This is a genomic window from Saccharothrix mutabilis subsp. mutabilis, from assembly GCF_039521145.1.
GTDB classification, from domain to species: Bacteria; Actinomycetota; Actinomycetes; order Mycobacteriales; family Pseudonocardiaceae; genus Actinosynnema; species Actinosynnema mutabilis.
Window position 1 is genome coordinate 537,334 of sequence record NZ_BAAABU010000002.1, and the last position, 15,706, is coordinate 553,039.

Sequence of the window (15,706 nt, forward strand, 5' to 3'; positions counted from 1 at the left end):
CCTCTCGTCCTGAGAGCGGCCTGAGAAGGGCATGTGAGCTAACCGTCAAGTTTCGGCGCGGTCGGGGCATTCCAACCACGCCAAAGTGCCAGTATGCGCAACCCCATGATGACCACCGACCCGGTGATCGTCACCGCCTCGGCCGGGAGGCCCGCGTAGTCACCCAGCGCGACGATCACCGCGCCGGCCAGGGCGGCCACGGCGTAGATCTCGCGGCGCAGGACCAGGGGGATCTCGCGCAGCAACACGTCCCGCAAGGCTCCGCCGCCGATGCCCGTGGTCATCCCGACCAGGCACGCGGCGTAGGGAGGAGCGCCCAACGCGAGGGCCGTCGAGGTGCCCGAAGTGACGAACAAGCCCAGGCCCACGGCGTCCAGCACCAACACGGACCGGCGAAGTTTGGCCACCGTCGGGTGAAACAGGAACACGACGAGTCCCGTGCCGCCCGCGACCGCCAGGTACGGCCACGTCACCAGGGCGGTGGGCGGGGTGACGTCCAGCAGCACGTCCCGGATGATCCCGCCGCCCAACGCGGTGGTCAGGGCGAGCACGATGACCCCGAACACGTCCAACCGGGACCGCACCGCGGCCAGCGCGCCCGAGGCGGCGAACGCGGCGATCCCGATCAGCTCCAGCGCGGTCAGCACCGGTGGAGGCTAGGCGACACCCCCGCGTCCGGTCACATCGGACGCGCTTCAGAAGAAGTCGGCGAGCCGGGGCACGCCGGGCGCGCCGGCCAGGCGGTCCAGCAGGGCCGCGTCGCCGCCGCCGTCGAGCAGGCCGGCCCGGCGCAGGGCGTGGGTGTCCTGCATGCCGCTGAACCACGGCCCCAGCGCGCGGGCGTGCAGCCGCACCGCACCCGTGCCGCCCGGCTCGACCCGGACCGCGCCGTCCTCCACCACGAGCCGCTGCCGGCCCGCGTGCCAGGGCGCGTGGTCGTCCACGACCTCCAGGTCCACGGCCGCGTCGCGCAACGCCGCCGCGGCGGGCCAACCCCGGGCGGCGACGGCGGCGGGCAGGTCCACGACCCGCAGCAGCCAGGCCGAGGTGGTGACCGTGTACCGGATGGCCTGGTTGGTCAGCAGGCCCGGGACGGCCGGGTCGGTCACCCGCAGGGACACCTGGTCCAGCAGGCCCGCCCAGCTGCCCAGCGCGCGCAGCAGCCCGAGCTGGGTGTCGCGGTCCCGGCCGACGAGGTCGAAGACCCGCAGGCCCTCGCGGTTGCGCTCGGCGGTGAGGAAGCCGCGCACCTCGCCGTCGTGGCCGGGCACCACCGTGACCACGTCGAGGGTGAGCACGTCGGCCACGTCCACGCCCGGCTTCGAGCGGTCCACCAGGCCGTTCACCGTGGACGCCAGGTCGACGTAGCAGGCGTGCAGCGCGTCCAGGTCGGCCTCGGTCGCGGGCCGGGTCGCCGCCGCCGGGCCGGTGGGCAGGCGGTCGATCGGGAAGTCGATCCACTCGAACACGCCGGCCCGCTCCCAGCCGCGCGACCGGTACAGCGCGGGCACCGTCGCGTAGAGGACGGACAACGGCTGCCCGTGCTCGCGCAGGTCGACCAGGGTCCTGTCGAGCAGTCCGCTCGCCACGCCCCGGCCGCGCGCCGACGGGTCGACGGCGACGCCGCCGATGCCGCCCATGGGCACCGGCGCGCCGCCGAAGAACTGGTGGAACCCGGTGATCGTGAGCACCGCCGCGGGCCGGCCGTCCACCTCGGCCAGCAGCCCGCGCCGGCCGGGGCGGACCGGGTCCTCCTCGGACGTGGCGCCGAAGGCGACCTTGCGCAGTCGGCGGACTTCGTCGGCGTCGGCCCCGGTGAGCTCTCGGATCAGCACACCGTCCTGCTTACCAGGTGAAGAAGCCCTGGCCGCTCTTGCGACCCAGCTCGCCGCGCGCGACCTTCTCGCGCAGCAGCGCTGGCGGCTCGAAGCGCGGTCCCAGCTCGGCGGCCAGGTGCTCGGCGATGGCCAGGCGGACGTCCAGCCCGACCAGGTCGGTGAGCTTGAGGGGACCCATCGGCCAGCCGTAGCCCAGGCGCATGCCGGTGTCGATGTCCTCAGCGCTGGCGACGCCCTCCTCCAGCATGCGGATGGCTTCCATGCCGACCGCCACGCCGAGGCGCGAGGTGGCGAAACCGGGCGCGTCGCGGACCTCGATGACCGTCTTGCCCAGCTCCTCGGCCCACTTGCGGGCGCTTTCGACGGTCGAGGGCGCGACGGCGTCGTGCACGACCAGTTCCACGAGCTGCTGCACGGGCACCGGGTTGAAGAAGTGCATGCCGATCACGCGTTCGGCGGGCAGGCCCCGCGCCAGCGCCGTGATCGACAGCGAGGACGTGTTGGAGGCCAGGACCGCGTCGGGGCAAGCGTTTGCGGCGATGCTCAGCACGCGCCGCTTCAGCTCGACGTCCTCGGGCACCGCCTCCACGACCAGGTCGGCCGGCACGGCGGCCAGCTGCTCGACCACGGTCAGGTTCTTGAGCAGCTCGTCGGGCGAGGTCGCCAGCTTGCCCCGGTCCGCCGCCTTGGCCAGCGACGCCGCCACGGCCGACCGCGCGGTCACCACCCGGTCCGCGGACGACTCGGCGAGCACCACCTCGTGCCCGCCCGCGAGCAGCAGGTGCGCGATCCCCGCGCCCATCGTGCCGCCACCGATCACGACCGCGATCATGCTTCGACGACCTCCGCCGCGAACATGGCGACCAGGTCCATCCCGCCGATCTCGGTCAGGTTCGCCCCGGAGGCCTGCCACTCGGGCGACTTGAACGCGGCCTTCATGTCCTGCTCGGACGCGAAGTACATCTCGGCCACCAGGTGCGGCTCGTGCTCGCCGAGGAAGCCGGGCACGAACACGCGGCCGACCTTGGCGACCTCGGCCCGGAGCAGGCCGGGCGTCTTGCTCACCAGCGGCAGGTGGGAGGCGAAGTAGGCCTCGTCGAAGGCCTCGGGGTCAGAGGGTTTCCGGTACAGCGCGATGTACTTGATCATGTGACACCTTCCGTCCGGTTTCGCCGCCGGACTGTAACACCGGCACGATGGCGGGGTGCGGATCATCCTGCTGCGCCACGGGCAGAGCCTGGGCAACGTCGACGAACTGGCGTACTGCCGTATACCCGACCACGCCCTCCCGCTCACCCCGCGGGGCGAACGGGAGGCGGCGGAGGCCGGTCCCAGGATCAAGGAACTGCTGGGCGGCGCGCCAGTGGCCGTCTACGTCAGCCCGTACGTCCGCACCCGGGCCACCCTGCGCGGCCTGGCCCTCGGCGAGCAGGCCGAACGCGTGGTCGCCGAACCCCGCCTGCGCGAGCAGGACTGGGGCAACCTCCAGGACCCCGTGCGACAGGAGGTCTTGAAGCACCAGCGCCACGCCTTCGGCCACTTCTTCTTCCGCCTGCCCAACGGCGAGTCCGGCGCGGACGTGGACGACCGGCTGGCCGCGTTCCTGGTGGACCTGGAGGCGCGCATGGCCCACCCGGACCACCCGGACACGGCCCTGATCGTCTCGCACGGCCTGACGATCCGGCTCCTGTGCCGGCGGCTGTTCGGCTGGAGCGTCGAGCTGTTCGAGTCCCTGTCCAACCTGGAGACCTGCGAACACCGGGTCCTGACCCACGACGGCGGGTGGACCCTGGACCGCCCCTTCGCCCAGTGGCGCGACTCCCCGGACGGCGAGACCCAGCTCCGGGGTCAGAGGAGTCCGCGCCGGTAGGCCGCGACCAGTCGCCGGGGCACGAGCAACTCCCGCCCGTCGAGCGTCTTCACCGGGACCAGGTCGGGCGCCGCCGCTTTCCACCGCGCACGCCGGTGCCGGGTGTTGCTCCGCGAGGTCTTCCGCTTCGGAACCGCCATCAGCGCGCCCTCTTCCCGTACCGCCGGTTGAACTTCTCCACGCGCCCCGCCGTGTCCACGACCCGCTGCGAGCCGGTCCAGAACGGGTGCGAGTCCGACGTCACGTCCACGACGATCAACGGGTACGTGCGGCCGTCCTCCCACTCCACCGTCCGCGACGACGTGGCCGTCGAACGGGTCAGGAACGCCTTGCCCGTGCCCGAGTCCTGGAACACCACGGGGTGGTAGTCCGGGTGGATGCCCTTCTTCACCTACAGCTCCTCCATCTCGTGCTCGGCGAACGGGTCCACGAAGTCCAGTTCGTCCGCCAACGCCCACTCCTCGTCGGTCACCAGCGCCTCGCGCAGGGCCGACACGATCTCGAACTCCGCCGCCTTCCACGTGATGGCGACGATCTCCTGCACGCCATCGGTCCGCCGCCCGATCTCCCCCATGTGCAGGCCGCCGCCCGCGGACTCCAGCCACAGCAGCGCGTCCGGCTGGCTCACCAGCCACAACCGGCCCCGGCCGCGCACGACGCCGTCCAGCAGCACGTCCAGCGCGACGTGCAACCGCATCGGGTGGAAGGGTCGCGACGCCACGAAGTGCACGACCCCGACGTCCCCGGCCGGGTCCAGCGGCGCGCCGCGCAGCAGCGACCCCGTGACCTGGTCGAACCGGGGCACCCGCCGCAACCCGGCCACCACGGCGGGCAGACCCTCAAGCGACACCCGCGGCACGCCGGGCGAGAGCCGGTCCAGCACGGCGTTCAGCGTGGGGTCCGGCTCGCCGACCACGACCAGCACGTCCGCGAACTCGGTCCGGCCCACCACGACCTGCGCCAACGTCCGCTCGTCGCCCGGCACGTCGGACACCAGCTCCTCGTCCCCGGTCGCCTCCGCCAACCAGGTCGCCGCGTCCACCGCCGTCACCACGGCCGCCACCCGCACCGGGCGGTCGGTCAGCGCCAGGCAGACCGCCTCCGGTTCCAGCGCGGGGTCGAGGTCCACGATCACGTGCCCGCCCAACGCGTCCAGCAGCGGCAGCAGGTCGTGGCGCAGGGTGCAGGACACGCAGCCGTGCTCCAGCTCCAGCACTTCCAGCGACCCGTCCACCCACCGCCGCACGACGCCCGAGCGCAGGCCCGCCAGGTCGTACCGGACGAGCACGGCGCCCGGCGAGGCGCACCACAGGGACGTGGCCACGCCGTGCCCGCCGGCCACCAGAACGACAACGGTTTCCATTTGCGCTACAGTAGATGAAAACCGTTGTCGTTTCAAAGAGAGGTGCCGCGTGTCCCACCGCCACTGCCAGTTGACCGGGCGCAAACCCGGCTACGGCAAGCAGGTCTCCCACTCGCACCGGCGCACGAACCGCCGCTGGCTGCCCAACACCCAGCGCCGCCGGTACTTCCTGCCCAGCGAGAACCGGTTCGTCGTGCTGACGCTGTCGGCGAAGGGGATCAAGACCGTCGACCGGCGCGGCATCGAGTCCGTGGTGGCCGAGCTGCGCGCCCGGGGGGAGAAGGTCTGATGGCCAAGAGCACCGACGTCCGGCCGATCATCAAGCTCCGCTCCACCGCCGGCACCGGCTACACCTACGTCACCCGCAAGAACCGCCGCAACGACCCGGACCGGCTGGTGCTGCGCAAGTTCGACCCGGTGGTGCGCCGGCACGTCGACTTCAAGGAGGAGCGCTGATGGCGAAGAAGTCCAAGATCGCCCGTGACCGGCAGCGCCGCGAGGTCGTCGCCCGGTACGCCGAGCGCCGGGCGCAGCTCAAGGAGGTCGTGCGCACCGATCCTTCGCGGCGCGCCGAGGCCCAGCTCGCGCTCCAGCGCCTGCCCCGCGACGCCAGTCCGACCCGGCTGCGCAACCGCGACGCCGTGGACGGCCGGCCGCGCGCCTACTTCCGGGCGTTCGGGCTGTCCCGCCTCCGGTTGCGGGAGATGGCGCACAAAGGTGAGCTACCGGGTGTCACCAAGTCGAGCTGGTAGGGGAGGACGCACGTGCCCAGGACCGAACGCACGCCCAAGAAGCGGGTCAACCTCCTGCGCAAGGAGGGCGTGACCACCGTCGACTGGAAGGACGTCGCGCTGCTGCGCAAGTTCATCTCCGACCGCGGCAAGATCCGCTCGCGCCGCGTGACCGGGTTGACGCCGCAGCAACAGCGCCAGGTCGCGACGGCGATCAAGAACGCGCGGGAGATGGCACTGCTGCCCTACCCCTCGCAAGGCCGCTGAGCGAGGCGGTGCCGGCCGCCGCCAGCACCGCCAGCGCGGGCCAGTCGGGCGCGAAGTGCCCCTCCGCCCCCACCACGAAGCTCCCGTACAGGCCCCAGCACTGGAGGGCGGTCAACGCCGCCCCCAACGGCGTGGTCACCAACGACACCGCCACCACCACGGCCACCAGCGCGACCAGCGCCGGCAGCGGCCAGTTGCCCGCGACCACGGTCGCGACGACACCGCCGGCGAAGCCCAGCGCGGACCCGGGTGCGCTTCCGATCCTCGGCATGACCCGCCATTCAACGCGCGGTGGAGACGCACGCCACCGCACGACGGCGGAGTTCACCTGATCGCGTGGGCAGATTCCGCCGACCGAGTGGGGTGGCGGGGGTGAGCCGGCGGGGCGACAAAGCGGCAAGGCGGCGCGGCGGCAGGCCAACGGGGCAGCGAGGGTGGGGGCGGCAGGCTGGCAGGGCGGCAGGCTGGCAGGGCGGCAGGCTGGCGGCGTGGAGGCGGACGTTTCGTGGGGGCGGATGTTTCGTGGGGCGGCCTCCGGCCCCCGACACCATTTTCCCACGCGGGTACGACAGTCGGCCGAGCAGCCGCCCGGCCGCGGACCCCGCGTCGGCACGCACGTGAGACGCACGCCACCGCCTCAACGCACGGTTCGCCTGATCGCGTGAGGCACGATCCTCCGAATGAGCTTCTACGACGTACTGCACCGCCGCCGGGACACCAGGGGCGAGTTCACCGGCGCCCCCATCCCGGACGACGTGCTGCGCCGGGTGCTCACGGCCGCCCACGCGGCGCCGAGCGTGGGCCTCTCGCAGCCGTGGGACTTCATCGTCGTGCGCGACCGGGACACCCGGCGGGCGTTCCGCGACCACGTCCAGGCCGAGCGCAGCGTGTTCGCCACCGAACTCGACGGCGAGCGGGCCGAGACGTTCGCCCGGATCAAGGTCGAGGGGATCATGGAGTCCTCCCTCGGGATCGTCGTCACCTACGACCCCGAGCGCGGGTCGCCCGCCGTGCTGGGCCGGCACGCCATCGCCGACGCCGGGCTGTACTCGGTGTGCCTGGCCATCCAGAACCTGTGGCTCGCCGCGACCGCCGAGGGCCTGGGCGTGGGCTGGGTGAGCTTCTACCGCGAGGACGAGCTGCGCCGCCTGCTGGACATCCCGGCCACCGTCCGCCCGGTCGCGTGGCTGTGCGTCGGCCCGGTCGCGTGCCTGCCCGACACCCCCGACCTGGAGCGCCACGGGTGGCGGAACCGGCTGCCGCTGGACGACGTCCTGCACCAGGAGCGGTACACACGGCGTCCGTCCCGGTAGCCTGTCTAAGCCGTACCGCTGGTGGGCGGTCCCGCGTACCCGCCCACCGAGCCGGAATGGAGTGTCGACACGGGTGGAGCAGCGAGATCCGCTGGTAGCGGTGCCACAGCTGGACCTTGAGGTCAAGGCGTTGCTGAACGCTGGCCGCCTGCCGGAGGCCAACACGCTGTTCGACCAGGTCGTCAGCCGCATCCCGCCGGGCGCCGACCGGTGGACGCGCTCGGCCGTGCTGGTCAACCGGGCGAAGCTGGCGTGGCGGCTGGGCCGCATCCCGCTGGCCCTGGAGCTGGCCGCCGAGGGCTGGACCGACCTGGACGGCGAGAACGCCGACAACCCCGCCGCCGCGCAGGCCATGCACGCCCTGGCCTACCTGCTTGAGGGCATCGGCAACCGGCGCGCGGCGGTGGACATGCTGCGGCTGTCCGTGCAGGTGGCGCGCCGGGCGGAGGTCCCCGAGGTGCTCGGCCACTGCCTCCAGGGCCTGGGCGGCACGCTGAACTTCCGCGCCATCTCCTCCCCGCCCGACCGCGCCCCGGCGATCTTCGCCGAGGCCCGCGAGTACCTGCGCGAAGGCCTGGAGCTGACCACCGACGAGCAGATGCGCCGCGCCCTCCTCGGGGCCTACAGCCGGTCGCTGGCAGGCGTCGGCGAGCTGATCGAGGCCGAGCAGGCGGCCCGGGAGACGCTGCGCCAGGCCACCGAGGCGGGCGACCGCTGGTCCCAGGCGGTGGCCAACTGGGTCCTCGCGGTCGTGCGCCGCGACCAGGACGACCTGGTCGAGGCCCGCACCCTGGCCAGCCGCGCGGTCGCGGCGGCCGAGGCGATCAACGACGCGTCCCTGCTGCTCAGGTTCTCCCTGGACCTGGCCGACATCTGCGCGAAGATGAACGACCACGTGGGCGAGGCCGCGGCCCTGCGCTGCTCGGTCGCGGCGAGCAAGACCGCGACAGAGACGTTGCAGGAAGGCCTGGCCCAGGCGCTGGAGCAGCGGCGGGTGGCGGTGCAGGCGCAGCGGCTGGCGGTGGCGGCCCAGGAGGCGGCGGCCCGCGACCCCCTGACCGGGCTCGCCAACCGCCTCGGCCTGGAGCGCGCCGCCGCGGGCCTGCTCGAATCGACCGCCGCCCGGGGCCGGGTGCCGTGGCTGGTGCTGGTCGACGTGGACTGGTTCAAGGGCGTGAACGACGACGCCGGCCACGCCGCCGGGGACGCGGCCCTCCGGGAGATCGCCCAGCTGCTCAGGCGCGAGTGCCGGGCGGACGACCTGGTCGCCCGGTGGGCCGGCGACGAGTTCGTGGTGCTGCTGGGCGACACGGACAGCAACGCCCGCGACGTGGGACCGGTGGTGGCCGAGCGCATCCGGGCGGCCGTGGACTGCCACGACTGGACGATGGTCCTGGGCACGACCCGCCGCCCGACGGTCAGCATCGGCGTCGCCGCCGGGCCGGCCAAGCTGGACCAGCTCTTCGCCGCCGCCGACATGGCGCTCTACCGGGCCAAGCGCCACGGGCGCAACCGGGTCGAGGTGGAACCCAGCGTCGCCGAGATCGTCGGCGGCACCTGACGCCGACAGGCGCGGGCCGACAGACAGGCGCGGGTCGGCGGCAAAAAGCCGGCACTCCCCCGCGGCCCCACACCGCGGAGAAACACCGGCTCTTCGAAAAGCGCTAGGCGATCAGTCCACCCCGGAACGCGACCAGGGCGGCCTGCACCCGGTTCACCGCGCCGATCTTGCCCAGGACCGAGGACACGTACCCCTTCACGGTCGCCTCGGACAGGTGCAGCGTCCCGCCGATCTCCGCGTTGGACATGCCCTGCCCGATCAGGACGAGCACCTCGCGCTCCCGCTCCGACAGCGACGCGAGCAGGCGGCGCGCGGGCTCGGCGGCCCGCTCACCGTCGGCCACCGCCGCCAGGACCCTGGCCGCCACGCCCGGGTCCAGGACCGCGCCGCCCGAGGCCAGGTCGCGGACCGCCCGGACCAGTTGCTCGGGTTCGGTGTCCTTGAGCAGGAAGCCCGACGCGCCCAACCGCAGCGCCTCGGACACGTACTCGTCCACGTCGAACGTGGTCAGCATGGCGATCCGGGGCGCGTCCGGGAGCGAGCGCAACCGCCGCAGGGCGGTCAGGCCGTCCGAGGACCGCATCCGGATGTCGAGCAGCACGACGTGCGGGCGGTGCTGGCGGGCCAGGTCGGCCACCAGGTGCCCGTCGTCGCATTCAGCCACGACCTCGATGTCGCCTGCGCTGTTGAGGATCATGCGAAGGCCGGACCGGACGAGGTCTTCGTCATCGGCCAGCATCACCTTGATCACGACGCCTCCCCGCGTTGGCGTTTCGTGTTCGTACCCGCTCAGCCTCGCGCACGAACACGCAAGCTGACGTTAATTCCCCGTTATCTCACCACGGATGAGCCTCGGAACAGCCTGTTCACAGTTGCCAGGAAATCCCGGAGATCAGCCGAGAACGCGCGCAACTTCCTGGCGCAGACGTGGCAGGAGGGCGTAGAGCTTGTCGCCCGGGCAGAGCGTGTCGCGGTAGTCGCGGTGGCCGAAGATCTCACTGGGCGGGATGGCGTACTGCTCACATGTGTGCACGCAGAACGAGACCAGCGAGTCCCACAGCAGGACCGGCGGCTCGACCGCCATGTAATTGCCCTCGTTCTCGATGCCGATGGCCGCGCTGTTCTGGCCGGGGCAGTGCGCGCCCACGACGACCCGGTCCCCGGACCGCAGCGCGGCGAGGCTGCCGTGCCTGCCCTCCATCAGGAAACCGCCGCGGCTGTTGGTGAAGTGCTGCCCCGAGTCGATCCAGCCGTTGGTGTCCATGTGGAGGTCCTGGATCCACCGGGCGTGGGCGTAGGCGTGCTCCTGGCTGACGTCGGAGGTGTTCTCGGTGGCGGTGTGGTGGACCAGGATGCGGACGGGGCGCTGGGCGAGCACGGTCGGCGCGGCGGCGGGCGGCCGGGCCGACCAGTCGGCGCAACCGCGGATGGGCAGGACGGGCGTCGCGTGCGCCGGGGTGGCGGTCAGGAAGCCGGCGCCGACGACGCCGGCGAGCAGGGTTCGTCGACGCATCACGTGGAACGTTTTCCCACTATCGGGACTTCCTGGCAACGACCGACACCCGTTCGATGGAGTGACGCGAAAACGCGAAGCACTTTCGCGAATCTTTACTTGTGAGTAACGTGCGTCACACGAACCCTGCCTGGAAGGAGCTTCGCGCCATGCGGAGAGCCGCCCGATCCCTGGCCGTGGTCGCACTCCTCGCCACGGCCGTCACCGTCCCCGCCGTCACCGTCCCCGCCGCCCAGGCCTCGCCTCGCACCACCGCCTTCGCCCCGGACGACTACTGCCTGGGCCAGTGCCACGACGTCTTACCGCCCGGCCAGAACGGCAACGCCACCCTCGCCGAGATCCTGGCCCACAAGGCGCTGGGCACCCGGCCCGCGCACTCCGCCGACCAGCTCGGCAAGTACGACGCGCTGGTCTCCGGCTACGCCGGCCTGACCAACGACCAGCTCGCCACCTTCTTCAACGACGCCTCCTTCGGCGTGCCGGCCGACCAGGTCGCGAGCACGATCAAGCCCCGCGCGGACGTGACGATCATCCGCGACAAGCGCATCGGGATGCCGCACATCTACGGCACCACCCGGTCCGGCACCGAGTTCGGCGCGGGTTACGCCGCCGCGCAGGACCGGCTGTGGCTGATGGACCTGTTCCGCCACCTCGGGCGCGGGCAGCTGACCGGGTTCGCCGGCGGCGCCGAGGGCAACCGGGCGCTGGAGCAGAGCTTCTTCAACCAGATCCCGTACACCGAGGCCGACCTCCAGCGGCAGATCGACCAGGTCGCGACGCAGGGTCCGCGCGGGCAGCAGGCGTTGCAGGACGTGCGCGACTACGTGGCCGGCATCAACGCCTACATCACGGCGTCGGTCAACGGCCGGTACTTCCCCGGCGAGTACGTCCTGACCGGGCACGCCGACGCCATCACCAACTGGAACGACATCCGGCCGTTCCAGCCGACCGACCTGGTCGCCATCGCGGCCGTGGTGGGCGGCCTGTTCGGCGCGGGCGGCGGTGGCGAGGTGCAGAACGCCCTGGTCAAGCTGGCCGCGCAGAACCGCTACGGCGCGGCCGTGGGCGACCAGGTGTGGCGGTCGTTCCGCGAGCAGAACGACCCCGAGTCGGTGCTGACCCTGCACGACGGGCAGCGGTTCCCCTACGCCACAACGCCTTCCGCGCCGCAGGGCGTGGCGCTGCCGGACGGCGGGGTCGTGACGCCGGAGCGGATGGTGTACGACCAGGCGGTCGCCGCGCAGTCCACTGTGGAGGTTCCGGCCGAGTTGCAGGCCGTGCGCGGCATCTTCAAGGACGGCGTGCTGCCCAAGGACCTGTTGAGCAGGAAGCAGGGCATGTCCAACGCGCTGGCGGTGTCCGGCGCGCACACCGACACCGGCAACCCGATCGCCGTGTGGGGGCCGCAGACCGGGTACTTCGCGCCGCAGTTGCTGATGCTGCAGGAGCTGAACGGTCCGGGCCTGCGGGCGCGGGGCGTGTCGTTCGCGGGCGTGAGCATGTACGTGCAGCTCGGGCGGGGCATCGACTACTCGTGGAGCGCGACGTCGGCGGGGCAGGACATCACCGACACCTACGCCGTGGAGCTGTGCGAACCCGACGGGCGGCCGGCGTCGGCGGCGTCACTGCACTACCGGTTCCGGGCGCAGTGCCTGCCCATGGAACGCATCGAGCGCAAGAACTCGTGGAAGTCCACGGTCGCCGACCCGACGCCGGCGGGCTCGTACACGCTGGTCATGCACCGCACGAAGTACGGGCTGGTGCAGAGCCGGGCGCAGGTCGGCGGCAAGCACGTGGCGTACACGTCGCTGCGCTCGACCTACCTGCACGAGGTGGACTCGATCATCGGGTTCCAGGAGTTCAACGACCCGGACGCGGTGCGGTCGGCGCAGGACTTCCAGCGCGCCGCCGAGCACATCGGGTACGCGTTCAACTGGTTCTACGTCGACGCGCGGGACACGGCGTACTTCAACTCCGGCGCGAACCCGGTGCGCAAGGCCCACGTGGACCCGCACCTGCCCGTGCACGCGGTGCAGGCCAACGAGTGGGAGGGCTGGGACCCCGACCGCAACACGGCCGCCTACACGCCGTTCGCGCAGCACCCGAACTCGGTCAACCAGGACTACTACATCTCGTGGAACAACAAGCAGGCGCTGGACTACTCGGCTTCGGGCTACGGCAACGGGTCCGTGCACCGCGGCGACCTGCTCGACGACCGGGTCAAGGCGCTGCTGTCGAGCGGGCGCAAGGTGACGCGGACGTCGTTGACCCAGGCCATGGCCGAGGCGGGCGTGGCGGACCTGCGGGCCGAGCAGGTGCTGCCGGACGTCCTGCGGGTCCTCGACGCCGCCGCGATCACCGACCCGGCGCTGGCGTCCGCCGTGACGAAACTGCGGGACTGGCAGCGGTCCGGGTCGCTGCGCAAGGAGACCGCGCGCGGCAGCAAGACCTACGCGCACGCCGAGGCGATCCGCATCCTGGACGCGTGGTGGCCGTTGCTGGTGAAGGCGGAGTTCCAGCCGGGGCTCGGCGAACCGCTCTACACGCAGCTCACCCGCGCGATCTCGGTGGACGAACCGCCGTCGGACAAGCACGGGGCCGCGCCGCACAAGGGTTCGGCGTTCCAGTACGGCTGGTGGAGCTACGTGGACAAGGACCTGCGGGCGGTGCTGGGTGACGGCGTGGCCGGTCCGCTGGGCGCGAAGTACTGCGGCGGCGGGGTCCTGGCGACGTGCCGGCAGGTGCTGCTGGACTCGTTGGCGCAGGCCGTGGCGGTGCCGGCGGCGACGGTGTACCCCGCGGACGGCGACTGCGCGGCGGGCGACCAGTGGTGCGCCGACACCATCATCCACCGGGCGATGGGCGGCATCACGCACGACAAGGTCCACTGGCAGAACCGGCCCACCTACCAGCAGGTCGTGCAGTTCCCGGCGCGGCGGGGCGCGGCGGTGACCAACCTGGCCGCGGGGTCCTCGGCGTCGGCGAGCAGCTACGAGCGCGGCTGGTACCACTCGCCGCCGGCCCACGCGGTCGACGGCAAGCCGGACACGCGGTGGGCCAGCGACTGGAGCGACGCCCAGTGGCTGCGGGTGGACCTGGGGTCGTCGCGCGTGGTCGGGCGGGTGGTGCTGTCCTGGGAGGCGGCGCACGCCAGGTCGTACCGAATCGACGTGTCACCCGATGGCACCAACTGGCGCGAGGTATTCACGACAAGTGCGGGAAACGGTGGACAGGACGTGGTGTCGTTCACCCCAACTGCCGCACGATTCGTACGAATGACCGGTATCCAACGCGCCACGGGTTACGGATACTCACTGTACGAACTTGAGGTCTACGGCTCGTAGACCGGTCCGCAGGAAGACCCCGGTCCACCCCCAGGGACCGGGGTCTTCCGCCTTTCAGTGGGCCGTGAACAGGTAATTGCGCAGGTCGCGGTGGACGCGGTGGACCTGCCGCCAGGCGCCGCGCTGCCAGGTGTGCATGCGGTAGCCGCGTTCCGCGAGCCAGTCCGCGACATCCTCCGCGCGGTATCCGAACCGTTCCACGTGCCGTTCCTCGATCTCCAGGAGAAGTTTTGGTCGAAACTTCTCGATGGTCTCGGTTCCGCCTTGCAGGACGCGCAGTTCGGCGCCTTCCACGTCGGCCTTGACGAAATCCAGCCGTTCAATGCCGTTGGCCGCGACGAACCGGTCGAGGGTGTCGGTGCGGACGACGACCTCCAGGTGCTCGGCGAACTCGGTGTTGGACCCGAGCCCGTCCGCGCCCGCGGTGAGGAACGACCGGCCGGTGACGGGGAGGCCGTGGCGCACCGGGACGCTCATCACGTCCTTGCCCTCGCGGGTGCCCAGCGCCACCGAGTGCCGGACGATGTTGCGGCCCTCGCGCGGGCGCAGCAGGTAGGACAGCGCGGGGTGCGCGAAGACCAGCGGCTCGACGCTGTGGACTGTCCCTTGTGGACCGACGAGGCGGGACAGCGACACCGTGTAGAGGCCCAGGGCGGCGCCGATGTCGAGGCACGTGTCGCCGGTCTTGACGATGTCGCGCAGGCCGATCAGCTCGGGCTCGACGAACGGCGTGACACGGGCGAGCACGCGCAACGCGCCCGCCACCGCCGCGCCGCGCGCCTCGGTCAGGTTCTGGTTCACGGAACCACAGTAGAGAAATCAGGGCAGCGGTTTGGCCCCGTTGTTCTGGGTCAGGCCGGGGGCGTTGTGGTGCGGCAGCCCGGGTGCGTCGTGGTGGGGCAGCCCAGGGGCGTCGTGGTGGGGCAGCCCGGGGGCGCTGTGGTGTGGCAGGCCGACCTGCTCGGCGAACTCCTCGGCGACCGTCGTGCCGCCGTAGATGCCCAGGGCCTTGGCGAGGTGCTGCTTGAGCTCGGTGCGGTGGCCGTCGGACAGGCGGGGCAGGGCGGTCTCGAAGCTGGTGACGAGGGTGTCGGCCCAGTGCTGGTCGCGGCGTTGGGCGGCGATGCGGACCAGTTCGCCGAGGTGCTGGGAGAGGGCGACGGCCTGCTCGACCTGGTAGCCGTTGCGGTGCAGCCACCAGATGGTCGCGGTGGACAGGTCGGTCAGGACTTCGTCACGCAGGTACCGGATCTCGGCCCGTTCGGCGTCCCGCTCGGCCTGGCGGACGGTGGTCGAGCGCAGCAGCTCGATGTGCTTGCGCGCGGATTCGAGGTCGCCTTCGTCCACGCTCAGCTCGACGCCTTCGGCGCGGGCCCAGACGTGCGTGCCCTCCACCTGCCGTTCGGCGGCGAGTTCGTCCCCGAGCTGGAACTGGAGGGGAGCGTGGTGCACCAGCATGGCGCGCTCGGTGATCTGCCGGGCGCGCTTGACGATGTCGTTGATCGCGGCGCTGCGCGGCGAGTTGTGCCGGGCCCCGGTGGTCAGGTCGAGGCGCCAGTGCACGGTGAACTTCGCCCGGAAGTCCAACCCGTAGACGGCGCTGGGCAGCGGCGTCTCGAAGACGTGCTGGTGCGAGGAGGAAGGAGGGACGAATGTGAAGTCCTCCCCCCGCCGCTCCTGCCGCCGCCGCCACCAGGCCCCCACGGCCCCGAGGGGCCCGGGCCGGAAGTCGGGCCAAGGTCTACCACTCATCAGCGTCTTCTCCCGCCGGCAACCACAACCGCCCCCTGACTACCCGACCAACCCGTGGAGGAGAAGCCACCCACCCCCACTTCCCCCCAACAGCCCACCACACTCCTCCGCCCCCGGTCACCCGCGGTGCATACTCACCCGACCCAGGTGTCCA

At 71.9% G+C, this 15,706-nt stretch carries 20 protein-coding genes; 8 read left to right on the plus strand and 12 right to left on the minus strand.

Annotation, left to right across the window (positions count from 1 at the left end):
• Nucleotides 1-38: 38 nt before the first annotated feature.
• The 4 genes from ABD126_RS06360 to ABD126_RS06375 are packed head-to-tail and all read right to left on the minus strand — an operon-like array spanning nucleotide 39 to nucleotide 2,987.
• Nucleotides 39-647 (minus strand): trimeric intracellular cation channel family protein, encoded by a 609-nt coding sequence (locus tag ABD126_RS06360; RefSeq protein WP_343932682.1) that lies wholly within the window; start codon nucleotides 645-647, stop codon nucleotides 39-41.
• Nucleotides 648-695: 48 nt separating this feature from the next.
• Nucleotides 696-1,835 carry a GNAT family N-acetyltransferase gene (locus tag ABD126_RS06365; protein ID WP_343932683.1) on the minus strand — a complete coding sequence of 380 codons (1,140 nt, stop codon included), beginning with the start codon at nucleotides 1,833-1,835 and terminating at the stop codon, nucleotides 696-698.
• Between the two features lie 10 nt (nucleotides 1,836-1,845).
• Nucleotides 1,846-2,670 (minus strand): 3-hydroxyacyl-CoA dehydrogenase family protein, encoded by an 825-nt coding sequence (locus ABD126_RS06370; RefSeq protein WP_343932684.1) that lies wholly within the window; start codon nucleotides 2,668-2,670, stop codon nucleotides 1,846-1,848.
• Nucleotides 2,667-2,987 carry an EthD family reductase gene (locus ABD126_RS06375; protein ID WP_343932685.1) on the minus strand — a complete coding sequence of 107 codons (321 nt, stop codon included), beginning with the start codon at nucleotides 2,985-2,987 and terminating at the stop codon, nucleotides 2,667-2,669. The genes ABD126_RS06370 and ABD126_RS06375 overlap by 4 nt, the downstream gene beginning before the upstream one ends.
• A 55-nt stretch (nucleotides 2,988-3,042) precedes the next feature.
• On the opposite strand from ABD126_RS06375, the gene ABD126_RS06380 reads away from it, so the two are divergent.
• Nucleotides 3,043-3,708: a histidine phosphatase family protein gene (locus ABD126_RS06380; RefSeq protein WP_343932686.1), complete on the plus strand. Its 666-nt coding sequence runs from the start codon at nucleotides 3,043-3,045 to the stop codon at nucleotides 3,706-3,708.
• Here the strand turns inward: ABD126_RS06380 and rpmF are convergent.
• From rpmF to ABD126_RS06395, 3 genes are read right to left on the minus strand one after another with little or no spacing between them, the layout of a single operon-like run.
• Nucleotides 3,687-3,848, minus strand: a complete 162-nt coding sequence (gene rpmF / locus ABD126_RS06385) for a 50S ribosomal protein L32 (RefSeq protein WP_343932687.1) — start codon at nucleotides 3,846-3,848, stop codon at nucleotides 3,687-3,689. The two genes, ABD126_RS06380 and rpmF, sit on opposite strands and share 22 nt — an antisense overlap.
• On the minus strand, nucleotides 3,848-4,099 hold the full coding sequence (locus tag ABD126_RS06390) for a type B 50S ribosomal protein L31 (RefSeq protein ID WP_343932688.1): 252 nt from the start codon (nucleotides 4,097-4,099) through the stop codon (nucleotides 3,848-3,850). Before ABD126_RS06390 ends, rpmF begins: the two co-directional genes overlap by 1 nt.
• Nucleotides 4,100-5,071 (minus strand): GTP-binding protein, encoded by a 972-nt coding sequence (locus ABD126_RS06395; protein WP_343932689.1) that lies wholly within the window; start codon nucleotides 5,069-5,071, stop codon nucleotides 4,100-4,102.
• Between the two features lie 49 nt (nucleotides 5,072-5,120).
• Here ABD126_RS06395 and rpmB point away from each other — a divergent pair, with 49 nt between their 5' ends.
• From rpmB to rpsR, 4 genes are read left to right on the plus strand one after another with little or no spacing between them, the layout of a single operon-like run.
• On the plus strand, nucleotides 5,121-5,360 hold the full coding sequence (gene rpmB / locus ABD126_RS06400) for a 50S ribosomal protein L28 (protein ID WP_343932690.1): 240 nt from the start codon (nucleotides 5,121-5,123) through the stop codon (nucleotides 5,358-5,360).
• Complete coding sequence (gene rpmG, locus ABD126_RS06405) at nucleotides 5,360-5,527, plus strand: 50S ribosomal protein L33 (RefSeq protein WP_033439124.1); 168 nt, start codon at nucleotides 5,360-5,362, stop codon at nucleotides 5,525-5,527. Before rpmB ends, rpmG begins: the two co-directional genes overlap by 1 nt.
• A complete protein-coding gene (gene rpsN, locus ABD126_RS06410; RefSeq protein ID WP_343932691.1) occupies nucleotides 5,527-5,823 on the plus strand; it encodes a 30S ribosomal protein S14 in 297 nt (98 codons plus the stop codon). The genes rpmG and rpsN overlap by 1 nt, the downstream gene beginning before the upstream one ends.
• A gap of 12 nt (nucleotides 5,824-5,835) precedes the next feature.
• The gene (gene rpsR, locus ABD126_RS06415; RefSeq protein WP_309114942.1) at nucleotides 5,836-6,069 is read left to right on the plus strand and encodes a 30S ribosomal protein S18; all 234 of its coding nucleotides are present in this window, start codon (nucleotides 5,836-5,838) and stop codon (nucleotides 6,067-6,069) included.
• Here the strand turns inward: rpsR and ABD126_RS06420 are convergent.
• Nucleotides 6,017-6,340 (minus strand): hypothetical protein, encoded by a 324-nt coding sequence (locus tag ABD126_RS06420; RefSeq protein ID WP_343932693.1) that lies wholly within the window; start codon nucleotides 6,338-6,340, stop codon nucleotides 6,017-6,019. The two genes, rpsR and ABD126_RS06420, sit on opposite strands and share 53 nt — an antisense overlap.
• 409 nt (nucleotides 6,341-6,749) lie before the next feature.
• On the opposite strand from ABD126_RS06420, the gene bluB reads away from it, so the two are divergent.
• Together bluB and ABD126_RS06430 are read left to right on the plus strand one after the other, a co-directional pair.
• Entirely contained in the window at nucleotides 6,750-7,382 is a 633-nt protein-coding gene (gene bluB, locus ABD126_RS06425) for a 5,6-dimethylbenzimidazole synthase (protein WP_343932694.1), read from the plus strand.
• 100 nt (nucleotides 7,383-7,482) lie between these two features.
• Entirely contained in the window at nucleotides 7,483-8,943 is a 1,461-nt protein-coding gene (locus ABD126_RS06430; protein ID WP_343932695.1) for a GGDEF domain-containing protein, read from the plus strand.
• Between the two features lie 103 nt (nucleotides 8,944-9,046).
• On the opposite strand, the gene ABD126_RS06435 is transcribed toward ABD126_RS06430, so the two are convergent.
• A complete protein-coding gene (locus tag ABD126_RS06435; RefSeq protein ID WP_343932696.1) occupies nucleotides 9,047-9,694 on the minus strand; it encodes a response regulator in 648 nt (215 codons plus the stop codon).
• 141 nt (nucleotides 9,695-9,835) lie between these two features.
• The gene (locus ABD126_RS06440) at nucleotides 9,836-10,456 is read right to left on the minus strand and encodes a peptidoglycan recognition protein family protein (protein ID WP_343932697.1); all 621 of its coding nucleotides are present in this window, start codon (nucleotides 10,454-10,456) and stop codon (nucleotides 9,836-9,838) included.
• Between the two features lie 149 nt (nucleotides 10,457-10,605).
• Between ABD126_RS06440 and ABD126_RS06445 the strand changes: the two genes are divergently transcribed.
• Nucleotides 10,606-13,800, plus strand: coding sequence for a penicillin acylase family protein (locus ABD126_RS06445; RefSeq protein WP_343932698.1), 3,195 nt, complete (start codon nucleotides 10,606-10,608; stop codon nucleotides 13,798-13,800).
• A 54-nt stretch (nucleotides 13,801-13,854) separates the two neighbouring features.
• Here the strand turns inward: ABD126_RS06445 and ABD126_RS06450 are convergent, their stop codons facing one another.
• Both ABD126_RS06450 and ABD126_RS06455 read right to left on the minus strand, forming a co-directional pair.
• Nucleotides 13,855-14,601: an FkbM family methyltransferase gene (locus tag ABD126_RS06450; RefSeq protein WP_343932699.1), complete on the minus strand. Its 747-nt coding sequence runs from the start codon at nucleotides 14,599-14,601 to the stop codon at nucleotides 13,855-13,857.
• 18 nt (nucleotides 14,602-14,619) lie between these two features.
• Nucleotides 14,620-15,552: a hypothetical protein gene (locus ABD126_RS06455; RefSeq protein WP_343932700.1), complete on the minus strand. Its 933-nt coding sequence runs from the start codon at nucleotides 15,550-15,552 to the stop codon at nucleotides 14,620-14,622.
• Nucleotides 15,553-15,706: the final 154 nt, after the last annotated feature.

Coding starts and splice junctions, on each gene's coding strand:
- ABD126_RS06370 (WP_343932684.1), bottom strand. CDS start 2,670: ATGATCGCGGTCGTGATCGGTGGCGGCACGATGGGCGCGGGGATCGCG.
- ABD126_RS06375 (WP_343932685.1), bottom strand. CDS start 2,987: ATGATCAAGTACATCGCGCTGTACCGGAAACCCTCTGACCCCGAGGCC.
- rpmF (WP_343932687.1), bottom strand. CDS start 3,848: ATGGCGGTTCCGAAGCGGAAGACCTCGCGGAGCAACACCCGGCACCGG.
- ABD126_RS06395 (WP_343932689.1), bottom strand. CDS start 5,071: ATGGAAACCGTTGTCGTTCTGGTGGCCGGCGGGCACGGCGTGGCCACG.
- rpmG (WP_033439124.1), top strand. CDS start 5,360: ATGGCCAAGAGCACCGACGTCCGGCCGATCATCAAGCTCCGCTCCACC.
- rpsN (WP_343932691.1), top strand. CDS start 5,527: ATGGCGAAGAAGTCCAAGATCGCCCGTGACCGGCAGCGCCGCGAGGTC.
- ABD126_RS06420 (WP_343932693.1), bottom strand. CDS start 6,340: ATGCCGAGGATCGGAAGCGCACCCGGGTCCGCGCTGGGCTTCGCCGGC.
- bluB (WP_343932694.1), top strand. CDS start 6,750: ATGAGCTTCTACGACGTACTGCACCGCCGCCGGGACACCAGGGGCGAG.
- ABD126_RS06440 (WP_343932697.1), bottom strand. CDS start 10,456: ATGCGTCGACGAACCCTGCTCGCCGGCGTCGTCGGCGCCGGCTTCCTG.
- ABD126_RS06445 (WP_343932698.1), top strand. CDS start 10,606: ATGCGGAGAGCCGCCCGATCCCTGGCCGTGGTCGCACTCCTCGCCACG.
- ABD126_RS06455 (WP_343932700.1), bottom strand. CDS start 15,552: ATGAGTGGTAGACCTTGGCCCGACTTCCGGCCCGGGCCCCTCGGGGCC.